At 65.6% G+C, this 21553-nt stretch carries 13 protein-coding genes and 1 pseudogene; 6 read left to right on the forward strand and 8 right to left on the reverse strand.

Annotation, left to right across the window (positions count from 1 at the left end):
• Positions 1-112 precede the first annotated feature (112 nt).
• On the reverse strand, positions 113-1147 hold the full coding sequence (locus tag XH98_RS09005) for an IS110 family transposase (RefSeq protein WP_271618395.1): 1035 nt from the start codon (positions 1145-1147) through the stop codon (positions 113-115).
• A 177-nt stretch (positions 1148-1324) separates the two neighbouring features.
• Entirely contained in the window at positions 1325-2221 is an 897-nt protein-coding gene (locus tag XH98_RS09010; RefSeq protein WP_271618396.1) for a LysR family transcriptional regulator, read from the reverse strand.
• Positions 2222-2352: 131 nt separating this feature from the next.
• Between XH98_RS09010 and XH98_RS09015 the strand changes: the two genes are divergently transcribed.
• The 5 genes and pseudogenes from XH98_RS09015 (at position 2353) to XH98_RS09035 (ending at position 12785) form a co-directional block, all read left to right on the forward strand.
• Positions 2353-3726 (forward strand): MFS transporter, encoded by a 1374-nt coding sequence (locus XH98_RS09015; protein WP_271618397.1) that lies wholly within the window; start codon positions 2353-2355, stop codon positions 3724-3726.
• Positions 3727-3759: 33 nt separating this feature from the next.
• The gene (locus XH98_RS09020) at positions 3760-5463 is read left to right on the forward strand and encodes an FAD-dependent oxidoreductase (protein WP_271618398.1); all 1704 of its coding nucleotides are present in this window, start codon (positions 3760-3762) and stop codon (positions 5461-5463) included.
• Positions 5464-5517: 54 nt separating this feature from the next.
• Positions 5518-7224 (forward strand): alpha/beta hydrolase, encoded by a 1707-nt coding sequence (locus XH98_RS09025; protein WP_271618399.1) that lies wholly within the window; start codon positions 5518-5520, stop codon positions 7222-7224.
• Positions 7224-8957, forward strand: coding sequence for a thiamine pyrophosphate-requiring protein (locus tag XH98_RS09030; protein ID WP_271618400.1), 1734 nt, complete (start codon positions 7224-7226; stop codon positions 8955-8957). Before XH98_RS09025 ends, XH98_RS09030 begins: the two co-directional genes overlap by 1 nt.
• Positions 8958-9298: 341 nt before the next feature.
• A pseudogene (locus XH98_RS09035) lies at positions 9299-12785 on the forward strand (hypothetical protein).
• 147 nt (positions 12786-12932) lie between these two features.
• Here the strand turns inward: XH98_RS09035 and XH98_RS09040 are convergent.
• Together XH98_RS09040 and XH98_RS09045 are read right to left on the reverse strand one after the other, a co-directional pair.
• The gene (locus XH98_RS09040; RefSeq protein ID WP_271598715.1) at positions 12933-13706 is read right to left on the reverse strand and encodes an MBL fold metallo-hydrolase; all 774 of its coding nucleotides are present in this window, start codon (positions 13704-13706) and stop codon (positions 12933-12935) included.
• A gap of 12 nt (positions 13707-13718) precedes the next feature.
• Positions 13719-14630, reverse strand: coding sequence for a DMT family transporter (locus XH98_RS09045; protein ID WP_271598714.1), 912 nt, complete (start codon positions 14628-14630; stop codon positions 13719-13721).
• A gap of 97 nt (positions 14631-14727) precedes the next feature.
• Here XH98_RS09045 and XH98_RS09050 point away from each other — a divergent pair, with 97 nt between their 5' ends.
• Positions 14728-15591 carry a LysR family transcriptional regulator gene (locus XH98_RS09050; RefSeq protein ID WP_057746801.1) on the forward strand — a complete coding sequence of 288 codons (864 nt, stop codon included), beginning with the start codon at positions 14728-14730 and terminating at the stop codon, positions 15589-15591.
• 113 nt (positions 15592-15704) lie between these two features.
• On the opposite strand, the gene pdeM is transcribed toward XH98_RS09050, so the two are convergent.
• From pdeM to XH98_RS09070, 4 genes are all read right to left on the reverse strand, one after another.
• Entirely contained in the window at positions 15705-16376 is a 672-nt protein-coding gene (gene pdeM / locus XH98_RS09055; RefSeq protein WP_271598713.1) for a ligase-associated DNA damage response endonuclease PdeM, read from the reverse strand.
• A gap of 42 nt (positions 16377-16418) precedes the next feature.
• Positions 16419-18992: a ligase-associated DNA damage response DEXH box helicase gene (locus XH98_RS09060; RefSeq protein WP_271618401.1), complete on the reverse strand. Its 2574-nt coding sequence runs from the start codon at positions 18990-18992 to the stop codon at positions 16419-16421.
• A gap of 171 nt (positions 18993-19163) precedes the next feature.
• Complete coding sequence (locus XH98_RS09065; protein ID WP_271598711.1) at positions 19164-20393, reverse strand: ABC transporter substrate-binding protein; 1230 nt, start codon at positions 20391-20393, stop codon at positions 19164-19166.
• Positions 20394-20508: 115 nt separating this feature from the next.
• Positions 20509-21435 carry a class I SAM-dependent DNA methyltransferase gene (locus XH98_RS09070; RefSeq protein WP_271618402.1) on the reverse strand — a complete coding sequence of 309 codons (927 nt, stop codon included), beginning with the start codon at positions 21433-21435 and terminating at the stop codon, positions 20509-20511.
• Positions 21436-21553 lie beyond the last annotated feature (118 nt).

The raw sequence follows: 21553 nt of genomic DNA on the forward strand, positions 1-21553 counted from the left end.
CGACGGCCACTGGGCGTGTAACGGCTTCACCGCATCCACCGTCCCGGCGACGGGACTTCGGGCACCGGGCTTCAGTTCATCCCGGTTGCGTTCTTGATCTCCTCCACGTCTTCTATGCTGCGATTGAGCCCGCTTCGGCCCATCGGTAAGTCGTGCCATCGACCCAGATCCGATGCAGGATCACTGCGAGCTTGCGTGCCAAGGCGACCTTTGCGCGCTTCGAGCCTCTCCGCTTGGCGACGTCCATCCCCCAGCGTTTGAGTTTTGAGAACCGCGTGATGCGCGATAGCAGAACGTTGGCGGCTTCATACAAGGCCGTCCGCACCGTCTCATCGCCGGCCAGCGTGATTCCGCCCGTGACGTCCTTTTCTCCCGATTGATATTTCTTTGGCGTGAGCCCGAACAGCGCGCCTGCTGCCTTTGACTTTACAATGCGATGAGGATCATCAATCGCCGATTTGTAGGTGATGGCCACCAGGGGACCAACGCCTGGTACTGTCATAAGCCGGCGGCAGACTGCATCATCACGCACAATTGCCAGCACAGCCTTGTGTAGTCTTCCGTATTCTGCCTTCAGGGCCGATCGTGCCGAAAGCATCGCACCAGCAATGCGCTCCAATGTCGCCTGGCCTGCAACCAACTCTCGAATCCGCGCTTCGAAACTCCTCCGCGTCACCGGGCCAACCTTCAGCCCGAAGCCGCGCAAAATCCCTCGGATACTTAATTCCACATCGATAAGTCGCCCGAGAAGCTGTTTGCGTGCGATCAGGAGTGCCCGGATCTCCTGGGCGCCGACCGACTTCGCGTGTACCGGCTGGAACCATCCCATCCGGATCAACTGGGCGATCCCGCGGGCATCCTTGCGATCAGTCTTCACCGTCATTGCAGACAATGCGGCCTTAACATGTCGCGTCTCGAGCAGGACCGCCTCGAGCCCCGCTCCTTTCAAGCCTGCATGCAGCCATTGCGACAGCGGCCCCGCTTCCAGCCCAATTCGCTTTACTGCAAAGCCAAGCCTCTCGAAAAAGTCGACTAAGGCGTCGGGTTCGCTCGCGATCTTCGCTTCCTTCAGGATCTTACCCTGGGCATCCACAACGCACACGCTCGACAGTTCCAATGACACGTCAATTCCGGCATAGTTCTCCACGGCTGTCCTCCGTCTCTAGATGCTTGGGGCCGACTCAAGTCGTGACCCCGTTTCATCATCTATCGGGGGACAGCCACCATCATGACCCCTTGCTCGGAGCAGGGCCCATTACCGCATCTAGATCGGTGAAGGCTTAACGAGCGATCCGATCGGGATGAGGCGTCGGCGCTCAGGTAGCTACTTTGTCGACAAGCCGCGCCGGGCGATTTCGGCGAACTGTTCCGCTGCGGGCGAGAGTGTAAAGTCGGCCCGGCTGAGCAGCGAGACATGCCGCCTGACGATCGGCTGGCTCAGCGCAACGGCCGCAAGGGTCGGAAACTGCGCCTTGGGCAGCATGTGCGCCGGCAGAATGCTGATTCCGGCCCCCTCCGCGGTCAATGCCAGGGCCGTCGTGATGAGCGAGACTTCGAGGGCCGGCTTGAGCTCCTGGCCCGTCTGGCCCAAGGCCTCGTCGATCTGGGTCCGGATTCGCGTTCCGCGGCGCATGGTGATCAGGTCGGAGGCGGCGAGCTCGTCCCAGGTCAGGCGCCGGCGCTTCTCGAACCGGCCGTTCCTGATGCCGATCGCCGAGAGCGGGCTTTCCATCAGCGTTTCGATCCGCGCCTCCGATGTGCCATCGTCCTCGAAGCTGCCGATGCCGAACTCGGCGTGGCCGGCCATGACGAACGGCAGCAGTTCGTCCGGAGCGACATCGAACAGGTCGATCCTGACCTCGGGATAGCGGGACCGAAACCTGGCCAGGATGCGCGGAAGCAAGGCCGAGGCCACGCCGGCGGAGACCGCGAGTGCGATCCGCCCCGACCTGACTTCGACGAGGTCGCGCATATGCTGCGCGAGGCCTCGTGCGCTCGACAGGATCCGCTCCGCCGCGGGGATCGCTTCCCTGCACGCAGCCGTCGGGTGCAGTGCGCGCGTCGTCCGATCGAACATCTTGACCTGGAAGTTCTCCTCGATCTGCCGGATCAGGAGGCTGATCGCCGACTGCGTCACGCGCAGTTCGGCCGCCGCCTTGGTGATGCTGCCGAGGCGATAGACCAGGACCAGCGCCTCCAGCTGTCGCATGGTCGGATTCATAAGGCGACCTCATGAATTTATGAGAATTTTGTGGCTAATCGAAAGAGTTGGGGTGTGCAAGATAATTCTGACCGCGATCGCCATCCACGCGGCTGATATCGTCGGAAAAACGAAATACAGGGGAGGGAGATTTGGCGCAGACGATCAACATCGGCCGTTACATCGACGACCGTCCGCTTTCGGCCTTCCAGATTCGCGCGATCTGTTTGTGTGCCCTCGTGATCGGGCTCGACGGCTTCGATGCCCAGGCGCTCGGCTTCGTCGCGCCGGCGCTCAGCAAGGACCTGCATCTGGCACCCGGCGCGCTTGGTCCTGTCTTCGGCGCCTCGTTGTTCGGTGTGATGATCGGCTCGCTGCTGTTCGGCGCGCTGGCCGACTATTTCGGTCGCAAATGGCTGGTGATCGCGGGCGTGATCGTCTTTGCGCTGGGCTCGCTGGCCACCAGCAGGGCCGGAAGCGTTCAGGACCTCGTGGTCCTGCGCTTCCTGACCGGCCTCGGTCTTGGTGGCGTCCTGCCGAATGCGATCGCACTGACCGGCGAATATTCCCCGCAGCGCCGCCGGACGCTGCTGATCATGCTGATGTTCATGACGGTGTCACTGGGATCGGCGATCGGCGGTTCGGTCGCGGCCAGGCTGATTTCGGCTTACGGCTGGCAGGGCATCTTCGTGATCGGTGGCGTCCTTCCGCTCCTGCTCTGCCCGGTCCTGATTGTATGGCTGCCGGAATCGCTGTCGCTGCTGGCGCTCGACGAGCGCAACAGCGGCCGCGTCCGCTCACTCCTCGGGCAGATCGACCCGTCGGCAAAGTTCGCGGAGGACGCACGCTTCGCCGTCGTCGAGGAAAGCGGCAAGGGATTCCTGTTGCCGCAGCTCTTCGCCAACCGGCGGCTCGTCCCGACATTGCTGTTGTGGATCATGTTCTTCATGAACATGCTCGACATCTACTTCCTCAACAGCTGGCTGCCGACGCTGACGCATGGCGTCGGCCTCGACGTCGAGGCCGCGATCGCCGTCGGGATCGCGTTCCAGCTCGGCGGAATGGTCGGCACGGTCGCGCTCGGATTGCTGATCGAGCGGCTCGGCTTCCATCGTGTCCTGTTCCTGACCTATGTCGCCGGCTTCGTCTCGATCGTGACCATTGGATTTGCCGGAGCCGTGCTGCCGATCCTGGTGCCGGCGGTCTTCATTGCAGGCGTCGCGGTCATCGGCGGCCAGATCGGCTGCAACGCCTATGCGGCGCGGCTCTATCCGACCTATATCCGCGCCACCGGAATCGGCTGGGCGCTCGGCATCGGCCGTCTAGGCTCGATTCTCGGCGTGACCGTCGGCGGACTGATGCTCGCCGCGCATTGGAGCGTCCCGTCGCTGTTCCAGACCAGCGCGGTGCCGCAGCTTTGCTCCGCGCTGGTGATCCTTGGCCTTGCCTTGCTCAGCATGCGCCGCGGCGGCGCGCTCAGCGGCCAGCCTCGGCATGACGAGCTTTCGGTGCCCGAGCGCGCCTGAGCCAGCGCGAGAACACGCCAGAGAAGAGATGACATGAAAAACATCCAGACACAGGTCCTGATCGTCGGCGCGGGGCCAGTCGGCTTGACCGCCGCCATGGATCTCGCCTCCCGCGGCATCGACGTTGTCGTCGCCGAGATCCGCCGCGCAGGCGAGCCACCGAACGTCAAATGCAACCACGTCTCCGCGCGCTCGATGGAGGTGTTCCGCCGCCTCGGCATCGTCCGCGCGGTGCGCGAAGGCGGACTGCCGGCCGACTTCCCGAACGACTGCGCCTATCGCACCGCCGTGGTCGGTCGCGAGCTGACGCGGATCCCGATTCCCTGTCGCGCCGATCGCTACACCGCGACCGGCGGCCCGGATACCGATTGGCCGACGCCCGAGCCGCCGCACCGGATCAACCAGATCTATCTCGAGCCGATCCTGTTCGCGGCCGCCGAGGCCCGGCCGGGAATCCGGATTCTCAATCGCGTTCAGGTCGCGCATTTCGATCAGGGCGCAGACGGCGTTGTTGCGCGGGCGCAGGCCCTGGATGATGACCAGACCATCACCATCGCGGCCGACTATCTGATCGGCTGCGACGGCGGCCGCTCGACCGTGCGCAGGCTGATCGGCTCGCGGCTGTCAGGCACCGACGTCGTGCAGCGGGTGCAGTCCACCTACATCCACGCTCCCGCGCTGAAGGATCTGATCACCCAGAAGCCGGCCTGGATGACCATGTCGCTCAATCCGCGCCGCTGCGGCACGACTGTTTCGATCGATGGCCGCGACTTCTGGCTGATCCACAACCATCTCGCGCCTGATGAGCTCGAGTTCGACAGCGTCGATCGCGACTGGGCGCTGCGCACCATTCTTGGCGTCGACGATCGCTTCCAATACGACATCATCAGCAAGGAGGATTGGGTCGGGCGACGCCTGGTCGCCGATCGCTTCCGCGATCGCCGTGCGTTCATTTGCGGTGATGCAGCCCATCTGTGGATTCCCTATGCCGGCTACGGCATGAATGCCGGCATCGCCGACGCCGTCGACCTCTGCTGGATCCTTGCGGCCGTGCTGCAGGGCTGGGCGAGCCCTGCGCTGCTCGACGCCTACGAGGCCGAGCGCCAGCCGATCACCGAGCAGGTCTCGCATTTCGCGATGAACCATGCCCTTGCCGTGATGGGGCAACGCCGCGCGGTGCCGCCCGAGGTCGAGATCGACGGCGAGGCAGGCGATGCCGCGCGCAGCAAGGTGGGGCAAGCCGCCTACGATCTCAACGTCCAGCAATATTGCTGCGCAGGCCTGAACTTCGGCTATTACTACGACCGGTCGCCGATCATTGCCTATGACGGCGAGGCGCCGCCGCCCTACAGCATGGGCAGCTTCACAGCCTCGACCGTGCCGGGCGCCCGCGCGCCGCATGTCTGGCTGGCTGACGGACGTTCGCTGCTCGATGCGCTCGGCCCCGCCTATACGCTGGTGCGATTCGATCAAACCATCGATGCCGCACCGCTGCTGGACGCAGCTGCGCGTTCGGGCGTCCCCCTCACGGTGCTCGACGTCGATCGGGCTGGGGCAGGATTCGATTTTGCCGAGAATCTGCTGATGGTGCGCCCGGATACGCACATTGCCTGGCGCGGCATGGCGGCGCCGCGGGATCCTGATCGGCTGCTTGAGCGATTGCGGGGAGCAGCTTCCGACCCGGCCAGTCGTGAGCACGATTCTGCGGGAGAAGCGGCGGCTGCTCAAATTGCTTGATCGGAAATACGGCTTTCTTGTTTCAAACGGGGGGACACAATGCGTCGAGGGACGATGGCTGCGATAGGAGCCGTTCTCATCTTGCTGGGTGGGATGCTGGCGCATTTCACTCAGACGACCAATGGCATTCGTATCGAAGACGTGCGTTTCAAGGGCGCCGCGGGCAATACCATGAGCGCCCTGGTCTATATTCCGCGAAATGCAAGCGAGAAAAGCCCCGCCCCCGGCATTCTCGCGGTCCATGGTTACATCAACTCGCGCGAGACGCAGGACGGTTTTGCGATCGAGCTCGCCAGACGCGGCTATGTCGTCGTTGCACTGGACCAGACCGGCCACGGCTACAGTGATCCGCCTGCTTTCGCGCACGGCTTCGGTGGTCCCGATGGCCTGGCCTATCTGCGTAGCCTGCCCTATGTCGACAAGGAGAACATCGGCCTTGAAGGCCACTCCATGGGCGGCTGGACGATTCTTGCTGCGGCTGCAGCGATGCCGGATGCCTACAAGTCGCTGGTGCTGGAGGGCTCGTCCACCGGAAAGCCTTTTGCAGCCGATGGCACCCCGACCTGGCCGCGCAACCTCGCCGTGGTGTTCTCGCAATACGACGAGTTCGCGCTGATCATGTGGGGCAGCGAGTACGCCGGGAATGTTCCTCGGTCGGAAAAGCTTGCCGCCGTGTTCGGTGCTGCGGCACCGATCGAGCCCGGCAGGATTTACGGCGACATCAGCAAAGGCACTGCGCGGGTTCTCTACACCCCGGCCATCACGCATCCGGCCGATCATTTCTCGCACGAAGCCATCGGTGACAGCCTCGACTGGTTCAGCAAGACGCTCGCCGGCGGCACGCCGCTGCCGCCAGCCGATCAGATCTGGCTCCGCAAGGAGATCGGCACATTGATCGCCCTCATCGGCTTCCTTGTTCTGCTGCTCGGTGCCTTCGACCTGCTGCTGGCCTCTTCGGCCTTTGCTTCGCTTCGGACCGGGCCGGTCCCTTCGGATGCGACGAGTGCCGAATTGCCAAAAGGCGGACGCTGGTGGGCCGTGTTCTGGATTTCTGCGCTGCTGCCTGCGATCACTTACTATCCCGCCTTTGCGATCGGAAATGCGTGGCTGCCGGCATCGCGCGTCCTCCCGCAGGTTTTCACCACCCAGATCGCGACCTGGGCGCTCCTCAACACGGTGATTACGTTGGCGCTGCTGCCGTTCGTGCCGCGGCGCATCACTCGCAAGGGTGTTGCGGGGCCGGCCGTCTTGATCGCACTGGCGACGGTCGCTGTCGGCGTTCTGGCGGTGTGGCTTGCCGACCTCCTGTTCAAGATCGACTTTCGCTTCTGGGTCGTGGCGCTCAAAATGCCGAGTGCGACGCAATTGATGATCATGCTGATCTATCTGGTTCCCTTTACGCTCTTCTTTGTCGTCGCGCTGCGCGCGCTGCACGCCAATTTCAGCCGGCTCGATGCGCCGGCGATGGGTCACTATGTCACGACCATTCTGGTGCTCTCGCTCGGGATTTTCATTCTGATCGGCGGCCAATATCTGGCGATGTGGTTTGGCGGAAAATTGATCAATCCGTTCCCGGCCTCGCCGGTCGTGCCGCTCTCGACCATCATCGGCATTCAGTTCATCCCGCTCCTTGCGGCGATTGCCGTGATCTCGACCTTCACATGGCGACGTACCGGCACGTCACTGCCCGGAGCCCTGATCTGTGGGCTGCTGGTGACCTGGTACATCGTGGCAGGAACGGCGACGCAGGCGGCCATCTGATGCCGACCTACAGCACCGCGCACTACTTCCTCGAGGCCCTCATGGACCTCGGGGTCGACACCATCTTTGCCAATCTCGGCACCGACCACGTCTCGCTGATCGAGGAGATCGCGCGCTGGGACAAAGAGGGACGGCGGCATCCCGAGATCATCCTGTGTCCGCACGAGGTGGTCGCGGTTCACATGGCAGCCGGCTATGCGTTCGCAACAGGCCGCGGCCAGGCCGTATTCGTCCACGTCGATGCCGGCACCGCCAATGCGTGCATGGCGATCCAGAATCTGTTTCGCTATCGGCTGCCGGTCCTGCTGTTGGCGGGCCGGGCTCCGTTCACCCTGCATGGCGAGCTCAGGGGATCGCGCGACACCTATGTCCACTTCGTCCAGGACAGCTTCGACCAGGCGAGCATCGTACGTCCTTATGTGAAATGGGAATACACGCTGCCATCGGGCGTGGTCGTGAAGGAGGCGCTGGCACGTGCGGCGGCGTTCATGCACAGCGATCCACCGGGGCCGGTCTACATGATGCTGCCCCGCGAGACCCTCGCGGAGAACTGGGACGCGCAGCAAATGCCCGCTTACCCGCCGGCGCGGTATGGCTCGGTCAAGGCCGGCGGGATCGAACCGGCGCGGGCGCATGAAGTGGCTGAAGCGCTGATGGCGGCCGAGAATCCGATCGCGCTGACCGCCTATCTCGGCCGCAATCCAGATGCCGTCGCGGTGCTCGAACGGCTGGCGCTTGCCTGCGGCATCCGCGTCGCCGAATTCAATCCGGTGACGGTGAACATTCCCCAGGACTCGCCGTGCTTCGCCGGCGGCGATCCCTCTGCCTTGGTCGCCCATGCCGACCTCGGCCTGCTCGTCGATACCGACGTGCCCTTCGTCCCGCAGTCCGTGAGGGCCGCGGATGGGCTGCGCTGGATCCAGATCGACATCGATCCGCTCAAGGCCGATATCCCGATGTGGGGCTTTGCCACCGACCTGCGCATCGCCGGTGATTCGGCGATCATCCTGCAACAGGTGTTAGAGGTCGTCGAAGCGCGCGCCGATGACGACTATCGCAGGAAAGTGCGTCGCCGGATCGAGAGCTGGGAGCCACTGCGCGAGGCCGGCCAGGCGAGGCGACGAGCCGCGGCCACGGAAAGAGGCGAATCGGGCGCGATCAATCCCGCCTTCCTTTTCTCGCGGCTGCAGGCACTCTTGTCGGAACACGACGTCGTCCTCAACGAGGCCGTCCGCAACGCACCGGTCCTGCAGCAGCAGCTGCGCCGCACCAAGCCTCTGACCTATGTGGGTCTGGCCGGCGGCGGGCTCGGCTTCAGCGGCGGCATGGCGCTCGGACTGAAGCTGGCCAATCCGGCGCGCCGGATCGTGCAGGTCGTCGGCGACGGCGCTTTCCACTTCGCCGCGCCGGATACCGTCTACGCCGTGTCGCAGCAATATCGGCTGCCGATCTTCACCGTCATTCTCGACAATGGCGGCTGGCAGGCCGTCAAGGCCGCAGTTCAACGGGTTTATCCCGACGGAGAAGCGCAGCGGGCCGACGCGTTCCTGTCCAGGCTTCGGACCGGACGCCAGGACGAGCAGCGGCATTTCATCGACATTGCCCGTGCCTTCGGCGCTCATGGCGAACGGGTGAGCGATCCGAACGGGCTTGATGAAGCAATCACCCGCTGTCTCCGCGCGGTCGACGCAGGATGCGCCGCCGTCATGCATGTCGACCTCGTGCCGCTCTAGGGAGGGGCAAGGGCGATCCAGTTACTCCGAGACGGGGCGGCTAGGATCGAAAAGCCGCGGGGTACTGGATGCCCCGGTCAAGCCGGGGCATGACACCGGTTATTGGGCCACCAATGAGCGCTGCAAGACTCCCCGGTTTCCCACCGCCCAACTTCCCCCGGGTTCCCGCCGCCCAACTTTAAGACACCGGCGACGGCTTCCTTAACCCGTTATTTACCGTAACCGACAAAAGTCAGACTTCGAGGCAGACGACCCGCGCCGAATTCGATTGTCTCGCAAGCGGCACGCGTGGGGAGACTGGAGGCGTCGGGTGGGGCGCGGAGTCGGAACCGGACAGAGTCATGAATTCGCGCGTATCGTGGAGTGTTGACGGTATCGATCCATCCGTCAGGGAGCGGGCCGAAGCCGCTGCCCGCCGTGCCGGCATGTCACTCAACGATTGGCTGAACTCCACGCTCGGCGAGACTGCGCCGCCGAATTTTCGCAGCCCTTACGAGCAGCCGCGTCAGGATCAACGTCACGATCCGCGTTCGCAGCAGCAGGACATTCAGAACCAAGGAATTGGTCAGGCGAGTCGCGAAGTCGCCGACATCCATCAGCGGCTCGACGCGATCACCCGGCAGATCGAACGGATTTCGAAGCCCGCCGCGCCGCGCCAAGACTCTTCCCGTGAAAGAGACGTCTCGCGCGAGCAGGGCGTGGCCCGCCAGCTCAACGATGCGATCTCGCGGCTCGATGCCCGCCTGTCGCAGATCTCGCGGCCGCAGCAACCGCAGCCGCAGCAGCCTCCGGCGCCACGCGCGACGCCTGCGCCCTCACCCGTTGAAACGCGCCATCGCCAGGCCGATGCGGTCGAGCGCGCGGCCGCGCAGGTCTATCGCAACTCGCCGCCGCTGAGTCCCGCCTCGTTCGACGTCGCGGTCGCCGAGATCACCGCACGGCAGGGCGAGCTTGACGGATTCGCACCGCGGCAGGTGCCGTCGCGCGCCGCGCCGCCGATCGCTCCGTCTGCGTCTGTCTATGCTCCGCCGCCACCGCAGGCGGGGCCGGATTTCTCCGCGCTCGAGCGCCATCTGCTCAAGATCACGAGCCAGATCGAGTCGCTGCAGCGGCCTGACCATACCGAGCAGGCCATCAACGGCTTCCGCGCCGAGCTTGCCGAGATCCGCAACGTCATCACCGAGGCGATGCCGCGGCGCGCGATCGAATCGATCGAGAACGAGATCCGCTCGCTGCACCGCCGCATCGACGAGACCCGCTCCAGCGGCACCGACGGCCAGGTGCTGTCAGGCATCGAGCGCGCCCTCTCCGACATCAAGCAAGTGCTGCGCACGCTGACGCCGGCCGAGCAGCTCACCGGCTACGACGAGGCGATCCGCAATCTCGGCGCCAAGCTCGACCTGATCCTGCGCGCCAATGACGATCCCTCGACGGTGCGCCAGCTCGAAGGCGCGATCTCGGCGCTGCGCGGCATCGTCTCCAACGTCGCTTCCAACGAAGCGCTGGCCCGCCTCGCCGAGGACGTGCAGCTGCTGTCATCCAAGGTCGATCAGCTCAATCGCGCCTCGGACCGCGGCGACAGCTTTGCGGTGCTGGAGCAGCGCATCGCCGCGCTCACGGCCGCGCTGGAAACGCGCGAGCGGCCGGCGCCTGCCGAGAGCACCGAGCATCTGGAAGCCGCGATCCGCGCGCTGTCCGACCGTTTGGACCGCATGCAGGTCGGCAACGACTCCGCCTCGACCTTTGCGCATCTCGAGCAGCGCGTCTCTTATCTGCTGGAGCGGCTAGAGGCCGCCTCGGATCAGCGCGGCGGCAATTTCAGCCGTGTCGAGGACGGGCTGCACGACATCCTGCACCACCTCGAGCGGCAGCAGGCGACCTATGCCGCGCTGGCCGAGAGCCGCAATTCAGCGCCGCCGCCCGATTCCGGCATGGTCGATCTCGTCAGGCGCGAGCTGTCCGACATCCGCTTCAGCCAGGCCGAGACCAACCGCAGCACCCAGGATTCGCTGGAGGCCGTGCACAACACGCTCGGCCACGTTGTCGATCGCCTCGCCATGATCGAGGGCGACCTGCGCGCGGTGCGCGCCGCGCCGGGGGGGGGGGGGGGGCGCGCCTGCGCCGATGCCGGTGGCCGCGCCATTGCCGATGGCGGCTCCCGTCGAGCCGGCGCCGATGGCGCGCGAGCAATGGCAGCCTCAGCCGTCGCAGCCGAAATACGATCCGAAGCCCGAGCTGCCCAATCCCGCCGGCCAGCCGCATGCGCATTCCGGCTTCGTCGCCGCGCCGCGCGAATTCCATGCCGCCGCACCCTCCGCGCCGCCGCCGGTGCCGGTGGCGCAGCAAGCTACACCGCCTTTGCCACCGCGCGCGATCAGCGAGATCCTCGAGCCGCACACGGCCCCGGCGCGCGCCACGATCGCGCCCGAACTGCCGCCGGATCATCCGCTCGAGCCTGGCACGCGTCCGGGCGGCCGCCCCGCCACGCCGTCCGAACGCATTGCCGCGTCCGAAAGCGCGATCAGCGAAATCCCGGCTGCGCCCAAGGAGCCGGTGTCGTCGTCGAGCTTCATCGCAGCCGCGCGCCGCGCCGCGCAGGCCGCCGCCGCGCAGCCACAGGAAAAGCCCGCCCGCGGCGTCAAGGCCGCAATCGCGGCGCGCAGCAAGGACAAGGCTCAAGGCAAGGCCCAGGCCGCCGCTTCGGAAGGCGGCTCGACCATCACCTCGAAAATCCGCTCGCTGCTGGTCGGCGCCAGCGTGGTCGTGATCGTGCTCGGCACCTTCAAGATGGCGATGAACCTGCTCGAAGGCGGCAGCGTGCCGCCGGCGCCGCAGGCGATGGAGAATACCAGCCAACAGGCACCGCAGGCGCCGCCGCCAGTCGAGAGCAAGCCGCCCGAGCAGGTCACGCCGTCGATGACCTCACCGACGCCGATCGGCAAGCAGTCCCTGAACAATGCCGCGCCGGCGGCGAGCTCCGGCAGCACGGCTTCCGTCGAAATTCCACCCGCGCCCGCAGCAGCGCCGCTTCCGCCCGCGGCGAACGGCGACGTCACCGGCGCGCTGTCGGGCACGAGCCGCGCGCGGCTCGGCGTGGTCCAGATCCCGCCGAGCGAGAAGCTGCCTGACGGCATCGCCGGTCCCGCTTTGCGCGTCGCTGCGATGAAGGGCGATGCGACCGCGGCCTACGAGATCGGCGTGCGCTTTGCCGAGGGCAAGGGCGTCGCTGCGAATTACGACGAAGCCGCCAAGTGGTACGACCGCGCCTCGCAGGCCGGCGTGGTGCCCGCAACCTTCCGCCTCGGCACGCTTTATGAGAAGGGCCTGGGCGTGAAGAAGGACGCCGACATCGCCCGCCGCTACTACACGCAGGCGGCCGAACGCGGCAACGCCAAGGCGATGCATAATCTCGCGGTGCTCGACGCCGACGGTGGCGGACGCGGCGCCAATTACAAGAGCGCGGCGCAGTGGTTCCGCAAAGCCGCCGACCGCGGCGTCGCCGACAGCCAGTTCAACCTCGGCATCCTCTATGCCCGCGGCATCGGCGTGGAGCAGAACCTCGCCGAATCCTACAAATGGTTCAGCCTGGCGGCCGCCCAGGGCGATGCCGATGCGGCCGGCAAGCGCGACGACGTCGCCAAGCGCCTCGACCCGCAATCGCTCGCCGCCGCCAAGCTCGCGATCCAGACCTTCAGCGCCGAGCCGCAGCCCGACGACGCCGTCAACGTGGCGACGCCCGCCGGCGGCTGGGACAGCGCCCCGCAGGCGGCCACCAAGCCCGCGCCGAAGCCGGTCGCGACGAAGAAGACGGCGTCGGCGGCGCATTGATTTAAGACGCCATCTCCTCTGGTCGTCGCCCGGCTTGACCGGGCGACCCAGTATTCCAGAGGCCTTCGTCGGATAGCTCGCTCCCACAACACCCGCTGCGGCGTACTGGATGCCCCGGTCAAGCCGGGGCATGACATCCTAGCAAGATCACGGCGCCTCGATCACGGTCGGCACGCCGGGCTCCAGCAATCGCAGCCGCGGTCCGAACCCGAGCACGTCAAACGTCTTGCGCAAATCCTCGCCGTTCTGGCGGAAATGCGCCCAGCCTTCGGTGTGCACGGGCACGATCATCGCATCGGGAAAGGCGCGCGCGGTCTCGATGGTGTCGTTGGTGTCCATGGTGAGATGGAACGGGCCACGCGTTTGCGCGGCGCCGGCAAACGGCAGCACCACGCCGCACTTGAAGCGGCGCGCAACTTCGGCGACTCCGTCGAACCAGGTGGTGTCGCCGCTGATATAGACCGCGCTCGTGTCCTTGCGGCTCGATTGCACCACGAAGCCGATGACGTCGCCCGACAACGGCTCGATGCCGGCAGGGCCGTGACGCGCCGGTGTCGCGGTGATGGTGAGCATGTTGCCGTCGTCGTCCTTCAGATGCGCGGTTGCCCAGGGCGCGAGGCCCTCGACATGGCCGCCGAGGCGTTTGGCGCCGGCCTCCGTCGTCAGCGCGCGTGGTGCTTTCAGCAAGAAGTCGCGCCCTGAATTGTCGAGATTGTCCGAATGCTGGTCGTGGCTGAGCAGCACGGCATCGATGGGGCCGATCGCAGCGGCTTTCACCGCCGGGCCGGTGGTCTTCTCCAGCTTCACATGCGGCAATTGATAGGCGCCCGGCGCATCGAAGGTGGGATCGGTGAGCAGGCGAAAGCCGTCGATCTCGATCAAGGCGGTGGGGCCGCCGATCAGGGTGATTGAAACGGGCATGCGGAACTCCTCTTACGCCACCGGCTTTGCGGGGCGCGTCACCAGGTAAATGCCGAGCGCCACCGGAATGATCCCCAAGAGGTCGCGCGCCTCGACGTGTTCGCCGAGCACGAGAAACGCGAACAGCATGCCGAGCGGCGGCATCAGGAAATGATAGGCGCTCGCCGCGGTCGCACCACACACTTTCAGGAGATGAAACCAGAGCCAGGAGGCGAGGATCGAGCCGCCGAGCACGAGGAAGGCGAAGGCGCCGATCAGGCCCGGGGTAAAGTCGATCGCGCGGACATCGGCGAAGGTGAATGCGATCGGCGCGAGCACGATGCCCGCTGCGAGGCTCTGCACGCCATTGCCGATCCACAACGAGCCCTTCGGCGCGAGCAGCTTGAACAGAATGGTGCCTGATACGATGGAGGCGAGCGAGGCCAGCGTGAAGACAATGCCGTGCAGGCTGTCGGTGCCGACCGAGAGACGGTGCCACACGATCGCCGTCACGCCGACGACGCCGAGCAAAAGGCCGCTCGCCTTGCGCCAGGTCATGCCTTCGCCGAGCAGCAGTGCGGCGAGCGCCGCCGTGAACACCGGATTGGTCGAGACGATCAGCCCGCCGAGGCCGGCGGAGACCGATTGCAGGCCGGTATAGCCGAGCCCGAGATAGAGCGCGTTGTTGGCGATGCCGAGCACCGCGAAGATCGCGGCGTCGCGCCAGGACAATGACCAGGCTTCGCCACGGATCAGCGTGGCACCCAGGATCAGGATGCCGGCCAGCGAGAAGCGCGCGGCGAGCAGGATCAGCGGCGGGCAATGGGTGACGCCGATCTTGCCGGCGACGAAGGCGTAGCTCCAGAGCAAGCAGAACAGGCCGATGGCGAGCGGCAGCGTGTTGAAGCGGGTGCGGGGAACCGAAATCGAAGGCGCAAGCGACATGAGGCATTCTCCTGAACCCCCGATCTAGGGACGCCGCTTGCCATTTGGAAATTAAATGATTAACTACGGATCAGTTGATTTTCGAATGGAGGCTGATATGCTCGATCTCGAGCTTCTGCGCAGCTTCGTCTCGGTGGTCGAGGCCGGCGGCTTCACCCGCGCCGGCGAGCGCGTCCACCGTACGCAGTCGACCGTGAGCCAGCAGATCAAGCGGCTGGAGGAGGATGTCGGCCAGGTGCTGCTGCACCGCGACGGCAAGGACGTGCGCCCGACCGAGGCCGGCGAGCGGCTGTTGTCCTACGCGCGGCGGCTGCTTTCGCTTGCGGAAGAGGCGCGCGACGTGCTGCGCCAGCCGGGCGGCGAAGGCGCGATCCGGCTCGGCATCCCCGAGGATTTTGCGGCCTATCGGCTGACGAAGCTGCTGGGCACGTTCTCGCGCTCGCACCCGGGCCTGCGCCTCGACGTGCGCGCCGACCAGAGCAAGCACCTCGCCCGCGATCTCGAACGCGGCGAGCTCGATCTCGCGCTCTACAAGCGCGCGGCCGGCGAGAAGGGCGCGATCGCGGTGTGGCCGGAGCGGGTGCACTGGGTCACCAGCAAGAGCCATCCGGTCGACGTCGACGTGCCATCAGTGCCCCTGATCGGCTTTCCGCTCGGCTGCGTCTATCGCGCCGGCGCCATCCACGCGCTGGAAAGCGCGGGCCGCGCCTGGCACACCGCCTACACATCATCGAGTCTCTCCGGCATCCAGGCCGCGGTGGCCGCGGGCATGGGCTTAAGCATCCTGTCGGAGATGTCGATCCAGTCCGACCACCGCGTGCTGACCGCCAAGGACGGCTTTGCGCCGATCAACAAGACGGAGGTGGCGCTGATGGCCTCGCCCAATGCGAGCCCCGCGACGCTGCGGCTGGCGGATCGCTTGGCGGAGTTCTGCGAGGACGTGCAGGCGAAGGCGGCGTGAGCTTGGGAGATGCGTAGGGTGGGCAAAGGCGCGAAGCGCCGTGCCCACGATCCTTCAATAGTTAGCAGGTGGTGGGCACGCTACGCTTTGCCCACCCTACGAGAGCAGCGACTTCAGTAACACCTTGACGCCGCTATCGCGTGCACGCGGCGGTCGCCGAGGAGATGGGCGACAAAGCCGGTCTTCGCAAAGATCCTTGCAAACGCGGCGTCGCGGATGCTGAGGCCGCCGGCATAGGCGCCGAAGGCGGGCATCACGGCGCGCATTCCGTCGCTGGCGAAGCAGCGCCGCTCCATCGAACGGCCGCGGGCGGAGATGCGGGCCTTGGGGTGCAGATGGCCGGCAATCTCGCCAGGCGCGCCTGATGGCTCGTGGCGGAAGGTGATGGGGCCAACAGCAACTTCGTCGGCGACGGTACCGCCGAGATCGCGCGGCAGCATTGGATCGTGATTGCCCGAGATCCAGATCCAGTCGCGCCCTGTTTGGAGCGCGGCGACGGCATCGCGGTCCTCCGCGGACAGGCGCTCATGCGCGGTGCGATCATGAAAACTGTCGCCGAGCGCGATGATCGTTTTGGGATTATGGCGGGAGATGACAGCAGCGAGCCGGCCAAGTGTCGCGACGGTATCGTAGGGCGGCAGCAGCACGCCGCGGGTGGCGAAGCTCGAGCCCTTCTCCAGATGCAGATCGGAGACGACCAGCAGGCGCTGCTCGTCCCAGAACAGCGCGCCGGAGAGATCGGCCGCGAAGGTCACATCGATGATGGTGACTCTGGAAACGCGCATGTCCTCGTCATCCCCCGAAATCAGCGCGCCTGCCGTCACGTCTTACCCGCTTCTATCCATCGCCTCTTTGACGAGTTCATCCGCGGCTTCGGCCAGCAGCTCGTCTGCAGCTTCGCCATAAACTGACTCGCGGCCGATTTCCAGCATCACGGGCACGGCGAGCGGGGAGACATGGTCGAGTTCCCGGTGGGTGATGCGGCCCTGGATGCGCATCAGCATGTCGCTGAGGCGGCGCAGATCCAATAGGCCGGTGGCGGCATCGGCGCGCGCGGCGCGCAGCAGCACGTGGTCGGCCTGATGCTTGCGCAGGACGTCGTAGACGAGGTCGGTCGAGAACAGCACCTGGCGGCGGCTCTTCTCTTCGCCGGTGTGGCGGCGCGCGATCAGGCCGGAGATGATCGCGCAGTTGCGGAAGGTGCGCTTCATCAGCGCGGATTCGGCGAGCCAGGCCTCCAGATCGTCGCCGAGCATATCAGGGTCGAACAACCCGTTGAGATCGATGCGGCCGTCCCTGATCATGAAAGAGAGGTCGCCGAGCCCCCAGATCGCCACCGCATATTCATTGGCGACGAAGCCGAGCGGCCGGGCGCGGGCGCGCTCCAGCCGGCGCGTCAACAGCATGCCGAGCGTCTGATGCGCGAGGCGGCCTTCGAAGGGATAGCAGACGATGTAATGCTTGTTGGCGCGCGGAAAACTTTCCACCAGCAGCTCGCGCACGGCGGGCACGCGGCTGACGTCCTTTTGCTGCGACAGCCAATCGCGCACCTGCTCCGGCAAGCCACCCCAAGCACGCCCGTCGTCGAGCAGACGACGGACGCGTTCGGCAAGATAGGTCGAGAGCGGGAATTTTCCGCCCATATAGGACGGCACTTTCGGATCCTTGTCATGCGCGCGTGAGACATAGACCTGGTCCTCGACCAGGGTCTCGTAGCGCACCACCTCGCCGGAGAACACGAAGGTGTCGCCGGGCGAGAGGCCTTCGATGAAGGCCTCCTCGATCTCGCCGAGCAAGCGGCCGCCGCGCGCGATCACCCCCGTCGAACCGTGACCGCCGCCGCGCGAGCGCACCAGCCGCACTTTCAGCATGTCGTCCTCGACGATGGTGCCGACATTCATCCGGTAGCTCTGCCGCACTTTTGGATTGGCGACGCGCCAGCGGCCCTCCTTGTCCTGCTTGATGCGGGCGAAGCGCTCATAGGTCTTCAGCGCGTAGCCGCCGGAGGCGACGAAATCGACGACGTCGTCGAAATCCTGCCGCGACAGGTCGGCGTAAGGCGCGGCGGTGCGGACCTCGGCATAGAGTTCATCGGAGAGAAACGGCTCGCCGCAGGCGCAGCCGAGCACGTGCTGGGCCAGCACGTCGAGCGCGCCGGTACGCAAGGGCGGGGTGTCCTGCGCATTCTCGGCGATGGCATCGATGGCGACGCTGCATTCCAGCACCTCGAAGCGGTTGGCGGGCACCAGCACGGCGCGGGAGGCTTCATCGAGGCGGTGATTGGCGCGGCCGATGCGCTGCATCAGGCGCGAGGAGCCCTTGGGCGCGCCGATATTGACGACGAGATCGACGTCGCCCCAGTCGACGCCCAGATCGAGCGAGGAGGTGCAGACCACGCCGCGCAAGCGTCCTGCCGACATCGCATCCTCGACCTTGCGGCGCTGCGCGACATCGAGCGAGCCGTGATGCAGCGCGATGGCAAGGCCGTCGTCGTTCATGCTCCAGAGATTCTGGAACAGCATCTCGGCCTGGCTGCGGGTATTGACGAACACCAGCGTGGTCTTGTTCTGCTTGATCAGCTCGTAGATCTCGGGGAGCGCGTGACGTGCGCTGTGGCCGGCCCAGGGCAGGCGCTCGCTTGTGTCGAGCATCTGAACCAGCGGCGGCGCGGCGCCGCCGGCGACGACGATATCGGCGGCAACTTCCTTGCCTTCGGGCTGCGGCACCAGGAAGCGCGCGAGTTGCTCCGGCTCCGCCACGGTCGCCGACAGGCCGATGGCGCGCATCTGCGGGGCGAGACGCCACAGCCGTGCAAGGCCGAGCGACAGCAGATCGCCGCGCTTGGACGTCACCAGCGCATGCAGCTCGTCGAGCACGATGCGCTTCAGCGAGGAAAACAAAAACGGCGCATCGTCGGAGGACAGCAGCAGCGCGAGTTGCTCCGGCGTCGTCAGCAGAATGTCGGGCGGATAGCGCCGCTGCCGCTGACGCCGCGACACCGGCGTGTCGCCGGTGCGGGTCTCGACCTTGATCGGCAGGCCCATCTCGGCGATGGGGCGCTCGAGGTTGCGGGCGATGTCGACGGCGAGCGCTTTCAACGGCGAGATGTAGAGGGTGTGGAGACCGGCGCTGCGCTGCACGCTGCGGCCGGTGGAGACGAGGGATTTCGCGGGCGTCGCCGGCGCAGAGCTGAGTTCCACCAGCGTCGGCAAGAATCCCGCCAGCGTCTTGCCGGCCCCGGTCGGAGCGATCAGCAAGGCCGATCGATCCTCACGCGCCTTTTCCAGCAGCGCGAGCTGATGCTCGCGCGGCGTCCAGCCGCGGGCCGCAAACCATTGCTGGAAACGGTCGGGCAGCAGCGGGGCCGGCTCGGCCGGAATTTTGAGGATGCGGGGCGGCACGGCGTTAGAGGTAAGCCGTGGGGGCGGGTTCGTCGAGGGGTGAGACGGTCTCGTCGTCTCGTAGGCGGGCAAAGCGAAGCGTGCCCACGCATTTTTGCGATCGAGAGGAATGGTGGGCACGGCGCAAGGGCGCCTTTGCCCACCCTACGGCATCTCGATTGTGGAGACCCGCTACTCCACCACCGGCTTGTCGGAGACCTCCCAGTCCTTGCCGTTGAAGACCTGGATGAACAGCGTCTTCATCGGTGTGTAGTCGTCCGGGGTATAACTGTAGGTGACGCCGTCGAGGAAGAACGGCGAGTGGAAGCCATTGAGGTTTGAGGCCTGCTTCAGCACATTGGCGCGGGTGAGGTCGTCGCCGCAGCGGCGCAGGATCTCGCCCATGGTGACAGCCTGGCCGTAGCCGGCATAGGCGATGGTGTTATCAGGAGCGACGTTCGGCAGATATTTCTTGCGCAGCTCCTCGAATGCCATGGGGCCCGGATCCTTTTCCCAACGGCCCGGCCCGGCATCCTTCGCATAGCTGATCGAGACGATGTCCTTGGCATTCTCGAAGCCAGCGGCGCTGAGGATGGATTTGCCGGTCGAGCCGGCCGAGAGCAGTTGCAGCGGCTTCCAGCCGAGCTCGGCCACTTTCCGGATCGACTGCGACGACGCCTTGCCGGTGGAGATGTTGTAGAAAACATCCGCGCCCGATTTCGACAGGTTGATCAGCTGTGAATCGACCGTCGGATCGGTGAGATCGTAGGTCTGCTCCATGATCACCTGCGCCGTGCCGCCGGCATCGGCCAGCACCTTCTTGAAGGGCCCAAGGAAATCGCGGCCGAAATCGTCGTTCTGGTAGAGGATACCGATCCTGGCATTCGGCTTCACGTTGACGACGTGTCGCGCCAGGATGCGCGCTTCGGTCGGATAGAGCGGCAGGCCCGCCATCGTCCATTTGAACTCTTTCGGATTGTTCCACTTCGAGGCGCCGGTGTTGAGCAGCAGCTGCGGCACGCCCTTGGAGTTCAGATATTTGTGCACGGCGGTCTGCGGCGCGGTGCCAAGCGAGCCGTAGAGCGCCAGCACCTCCTCCTGCTCGACCAGGCGCCGCGTCGCCTCGACGCATTTCGGCGCGCTGTAGGCATCGTCGAGCGTGAGGAAGTTGACCTTGCGTCCGTTGATGCCGCCGCCTTCGTTGAGCATCTGGAAATAGGCCTCGCCGACGCGCCCCAGCACGCCGTAGAGCGAGCCGGGACCGGAATGCGGCACGGTCTGCCCGATCTTGATCTCGGTATCACTGGCGCCGGCATCGTATTTCTTCTCGGCGGCCCAGACATAGGGCGCGGGCAGAACGGATGCGGCGATGGTGGCGAACGCGGCGGCGCTGACATCGCGCCGCGATGGATTCCTGGTCATTGTTTCTCTCCCTGGTGCTGCGCATTGTGCTGGGAACGCAGCGCAGCTCGCAAGTCCGAAGACGCCGCTTTGCGACGCAATGACGCTAAAATTGCAGGGTGTTTAGCGCCTAGACTCAAGTTTTCTCGGCAACGATGACGAGACCGCGCACCGGCTCGTTGTTCTCGTTGCGCGGCGAGCACGGCTCAAGCGTGACGAGCTTCAGGGTGGCCTTCGCAATCGCACCCCGCACATATTCCGCCGAATGGGCATAGCGCAGGCCTTCGCCGAGCACGATGCCATCGCCGTCATGCGTCTCCAGCGTGAAGGCGAGCACGCCGCCTGATACGAGCACGCGCCTGGCCTCGTTCAGCACAGGCGCGAGATCGGAGAGATAGACGAACGCATCCGCGGCGACGACGAGGTTCGCGCTGGCATCGGGCTTGGTGCGCAGGCCCTCGACCATGTCGGCGACTTCGAGCTCGGCATAGAGGTTGGTGGCCCGCGCCTCCTTGATCATGCCTGGCGACAGATCGATGCCGATGAATTGGTCGACCTGCTTGGCAAACGCAGCGGCCGCAAGCCCGGTGCCGCAGCCGAGATCGATTGTGCGCTTGAAGAAGGCCGGCTTCTTCGCCGCGACGCGCGCGGCCAGCACCGCCTTGAAGATCACGCTAGGAGCGCGATAGCCGAGATCGTTGATCAGCGCGTGCTCGAAGCGCGGCGCGTATTGGTCGAACAGCGCCTGCACATAGGCCTTGGGCATTTCCGCCATTTCAGTATCGCCCAGCCGCATCAGATGGAGACCGGCCCCGTGCTGATCCTCAGGGTCGGATCGCCGTGCTTCCCGGAACGCTGCGATGGCCTTGTCGCGCTCGCCGAGCTGCTGGCGGATCTCGCCAAGCGTGAACCAGGCCGAGGTGAAGTCAGGCGCGAGCTCGATCGCCTGCTCCAGCAGGTCGGCGGCGGCGGCCAGATCGCCCTTGAGCTGGAGGTCGCGCGCGAACTCGAAACGGCGGTCGGCCATGAGATCGCCGGAGGTCAGGAACAGGCGGAGCGGCATTGCAGGAACCGATTGTCATTGCCGGGCTTGACCCGGCAATCCATCAAAAAAGACCTCTTTAAGAGGATGGATGCGCGGGTCAAGCCCGCGCATGACGGGTTAATTTGGAGCACGATGT

Source organism: Bradyrhizobium sp. CCBAU 51745, from assembly GCF_028128715.1.
Classification (GTDB): Bacteria; Pseudomonadota; Alphaproteobacteria; order Rhizobiales; family Xanthobacteraceae; genus Bradyrhizobium; species Bradyrhizobium manausense.

Bases quoted from the DNA above. Each gene is read 5' to 3' on its own strand.
- XH98_RS09025 (WP_271618399.1), top strand. From the start codon at position 5,518: ATGGCTGCGATAGGAGCCGTTCTCATCTTGCTGGGTGGGATGCTGGCG.
- XH98_RS09070 (WP_271618402.1), bottom strand. From the start codon at position 21,435: ATGCCGCTCCGCCTGTTCCTGACCTCCGGCGATCTCATGGCCGACCGC.
- pdeM (WP_271598713.1), bottom strand. From the start codon at position 16,376: ATGCGCGTTTCCAGAGTCACCATCATCGATGTGACCTTCGCGGCCGAT.
- XH98_RS09065 (WP_271598711.1), bottom strand. From the start codon at position 20,393: ATGACCAGGAATCCATCGCGGCGCGATGTCAGCGCCGCCGCGTTCGCC.
- XH98_RS09020 (WP_271618398.1), top strand. From the start codon at position 3,760: ATGAAAAACATCCAGACACAGGTCCTGATCGTCGGCGCGGGGCCAGTC.
- XH98_RS09010 (WP_271618396.1), bottom strand. From the start codon at position 2,221: ATGAATCCGACCATGCGACAGCTGGAGGCGCTGGTCCTGGTCTATCGC.
- XH98_RS09045 (WP_271598714.1), bottom strand. From the start codon at position 14,630: ATGTCGCTTGCGCCTTCGATTTCGGTTCCCCGCACCCGCTTCAACACG.
- XH98_RS09030 (WP_271618400.1), top strand. From the start codon at position 7,224: ATGCCGACCTACAGCACCGCGCACTACTTCCTCGAGGCCCTCATGGAC.
- XH98_RS09050 (WP_057746801.1), top strand. From the start codon at position 14,728: ATGCTCGATCTCGAGCTTCTGCGCAGCTTCGTCTCGGTGGTCGAGGCC.
- XH98_RS09040 (WP_271598715.1), bottom strand. From the start codon at position 13,706: ATGCCCGTTTCAATCACCCTGATCGGCGGCCCCACCGCCTTGATCGAG.